At 50.4% G+C, this 2742-nt stretch carries 4 protein-coding genes; all 4 read right to left on the bottom strand.

Annotated elements, in window-relative coordinates:
* Nucleotides 1-234, bottom strand: a 234-nt coding sequence (locus tag ACSHWX_RS18160) for a hypothetical protein (RefSeq protein WP_435669620.1), incomplete at its 3' end; no start/stop codon positions are given.
* 10 nt (nt 235-244) lie between these two features.
* Nucleotides 245-832: a hypothetical protein gene (locus ACSHWX_RS18155; RefSeq protein WP_435669619.1), complete on the bottom strand. Its 588-nt coding sequence runs from the start codon at nt 830-832 to the stop codon at nt 245-247.
* A gap of 134 nt (nt 833-966) precedes the next feature.
* On the bottom strand, nt 967-1713 hold the full coding sequence (locus tag ACSHWX_RS18150) for a lipid II flippase family protein (protein WP_435669618.1): 747 nt from the start codon (nt 1711-1713) through the stop codon (nt 967-969).
* The coding region (locus ACSHWX_RS18145; protein ID WP_435669617.1) for an O-antigen ligase family protein at nt 1710-2742 on the bottom strand (1033 nt) is incomplete at its 5' end. The genes ACSHWX_RS18150 and ACSHWX_RS18145, both read right to left, overlap by 4 nt.

Here is a 2742-nt window from a genome sequence, read left to right as displayed (position 1 = left end):
CACCACCACCATGGCTTCGATTTCATCAAGGGCCAAGCCGCTTTTGGTCACCAGCGCATTCAGCGCCTTGACGGCCATATCGCTGGTATCTTCGTCCGCATCCTTCACGCAGCGTTCAAGTACACCAATCTTGTTCTCGATAAAATCCGCCTCTAGATCAAATTTCTCGGCGAGATCCATGTTGCTGGCGCGTGTGGCGGGCAGGTAGCTTGCGATTTGTTCGATGCCAAGCATGGCAGTCTCCTCACATTAAGGAAAAGAAGATGTCCCCGACCTTGCGATCTCCCAGGAACACTTCGTTGCGGGTCAGCTTGTGACCCAATTTGGCGGTATGTTGCACCCGATATTCCATCGGCGCATGTTCGGGCGAATAGCCACTCATCTTAGCACGGGCAAACACCCATTTGCCGTTCGCCTCAGGAAACAGTCGGGTGTGCAGTTCCTTGACCATCGGAATCCAGACCTCGATGTCTGAAAACGGATTTAGAGCGCCCATGAGCGCCGTCGCGCCCTGATCCGCAAAGACCATGTTGCGGACGACTTCTTCTTCGGCATAGGGTATGCGGCCGACAACTTCGCCGTCTGTTTCGGACAGAAAGAAACGGACTTTTCCGGCGGCACCTTGGAAGTATCCAGCAGCGGTTGTCGCGCGCGCCGGGCCGTCCCCACCAATTTGCAATACAAGCGGCTTGTTCGCCATCGCATGGAACGAAATTTCGAACACCTCTGGCGCACCGCCGCTTTCTTTAGACGCGATCGATATCACGCGGTCGAACATGTCTGTGCCGTGCAAATAGTCGCGGCTGCCTTTGTAAGGAATACTAAGTATCATGTCTGGCCATTTCCATTTTTGTTCGCGCCATTGCTAACGTGTTGGTAGTCATATACCTCTTGCTAAACTCAGTTGTCTTCCTAGGGTTGACAAAGTTTAAAGCCGGTAGGTTTGATAGATACGCCATTCTCCCTTTAAACAAATATCCAGATCGTGGTAAAGAACACCGGCCCTAGCAAAGCTACGGAAAAAAAGCGGCCGAGGAGCAGAGCCCCCAGGACTCCCTGCAAATCGGCCTGACGTTCATAACTGCGCGCGAGTCTCGGTTCAAGAAAGAAGGCAAGGGCCAGTGTGCCAAGGCTGTTGAAAATCCCAGTCATCTGCAAGACGACCGTCGACCATTCCTCCAACAGCTCCGCAATAATGTTCACGGCAAACACTGACGAAGAATAGAAAAAGAATATCCAAAGCGACAGAAAAAAAACCCGCCGTGTCTTGGGCACGCTTGGGAACGTGAAAAAGTGCAGGTCTGCGGAAAACTGTTGTGCTTGCTCGACCCAGGCCAACCTTTTGTGGAACGACCGGGCAAAGGACCGAAACAGTCTGCCAGTTTCATCGAATTCGACACAAACCGCGGCGAAGTAGCTTATGAAAAAGCTCCGCATATTGTGTGTGATCAAAACCAATACAACGCCTGTTGCATAAGACCCCAGAACGGCAAGGATCAGGTCGTTGATGTCTCCACTTATGGCGATAAAACCGAGGACTGGCGCGAAACTTACCACAAAGACGCGTTTTATGGTGTTAATAATCCCTTGGATCGAAATCGAAATCGCGTTTCGCTGACACACACTGCCTGCGACCCTTGGCAAAAGCGAAACCGCGTCCAACGCAACGAATACCCCAAACAAGGCCATAGTCAATCCTATGAGCCAGATCATCTTGGCACCTTTTGATTAACAGGCATCGCGATCGCGAACAAGAAGGGCAGCAAAACCATAACACGCAGATAAGCCAGATCGCCGCTAAACGACGAACCGATCAGTGAGAAGACCATTATCAAACGACCGAGCGCATTCGTCATGAGGAAAATCATTAGAAGAAAGAGCAAGAAGAGAAATAGGCCAACGAGCCCTGTTTCAGCCAATAATTCAATCATCAAATTGTGTGGGTAGCGAAATCCCCCGAAAATCGTAAAATGCTTGAAGTTTCCTGGCCCAATTCCGAACATTGGACTGGTTTCCCACATGTCAAGCGCCTCAACCCAGAGAGCCAAGCGTACTGATGCGGTGCCAAACTCCCCGATCTCGCCGGATTCGAAAATCGCGTTCGCGAAAGCATATAATCGCCCGAAATTTTCAAGCCCAACCAGGTTCACTCCGGCAACGACAGTCAGTAACAATGCTGCTAGCAAGAATTGAGTTCTTGCTCTGTGAGCCTTGCGTAAAAACAGGAGCAAGAAAACGACAAGAAGAGCCAAAATCGGCCCCTTTGAAAAAGTCCAAACCGTAGCTGAGGCGAAGAGGGTCGCGAGGATAAAATTCTGGGTGGGGTTTCTGCCGTTCAATGCGCGAAAAGTCGCGATAATTGCGAACTGTCCCATAAGCCAGCCGAAAACAATTGGACCATTGATGAAGAATCGCACGTCACGGGCCATCAATCCGAACACACTTTTGTATCCGATTGTCAAAACCAAGATCAGAAGCCCGAATTTCAGAAACTGATCTAGAAACTCATCCGTCCCATATCGCGTTGAAATTCCGATCAACAATAAGGCACCAACAGTGGTCGCGCCAAATCCTCCCTCGAGCTTCTCAATCAGGTATTCCGGCTCTGACGTCCCCATTGATAGGGCGAGATAGACCAATAGAAAAAGGAAGAAGGGAACGATGATTGCCACAGCCCGAGGCGTAATTTTGATCGAACGCGCGAGTATAACAAGGAGCGCGAAGAGAAACAGAGTATGGAAA

This window comes from Maritalea sp. (assembly GCF_051251695.1).
Classification (GTDB): domain Bacteria; phylum Pseudomonadota; class Alphaproteobacteria; order Rhizobiales; family Devosiaceae; genus Maritalea.
This window is presented reverse-complemented; position numbering and strand designations above follow the sequence as displayed.

Excerpts from the sequence above, each read along its gene's own strand:
- ACSHWX_RS18155 (WP_435669619.1), bottom strand. The coding sequence starts at position 832 with ATGATACTTAGTATTCCTTACAAAGGCAGCCGCGACTATTTGCACGGC.
- ACSHWX_RS18150 (WP_435669618.1), bottom strand. The coding sequence starts at position 1,713 with ATGATCTGGCTCATAGGATTGACTATGGCCTTGTTTGGGGTATTCGTT.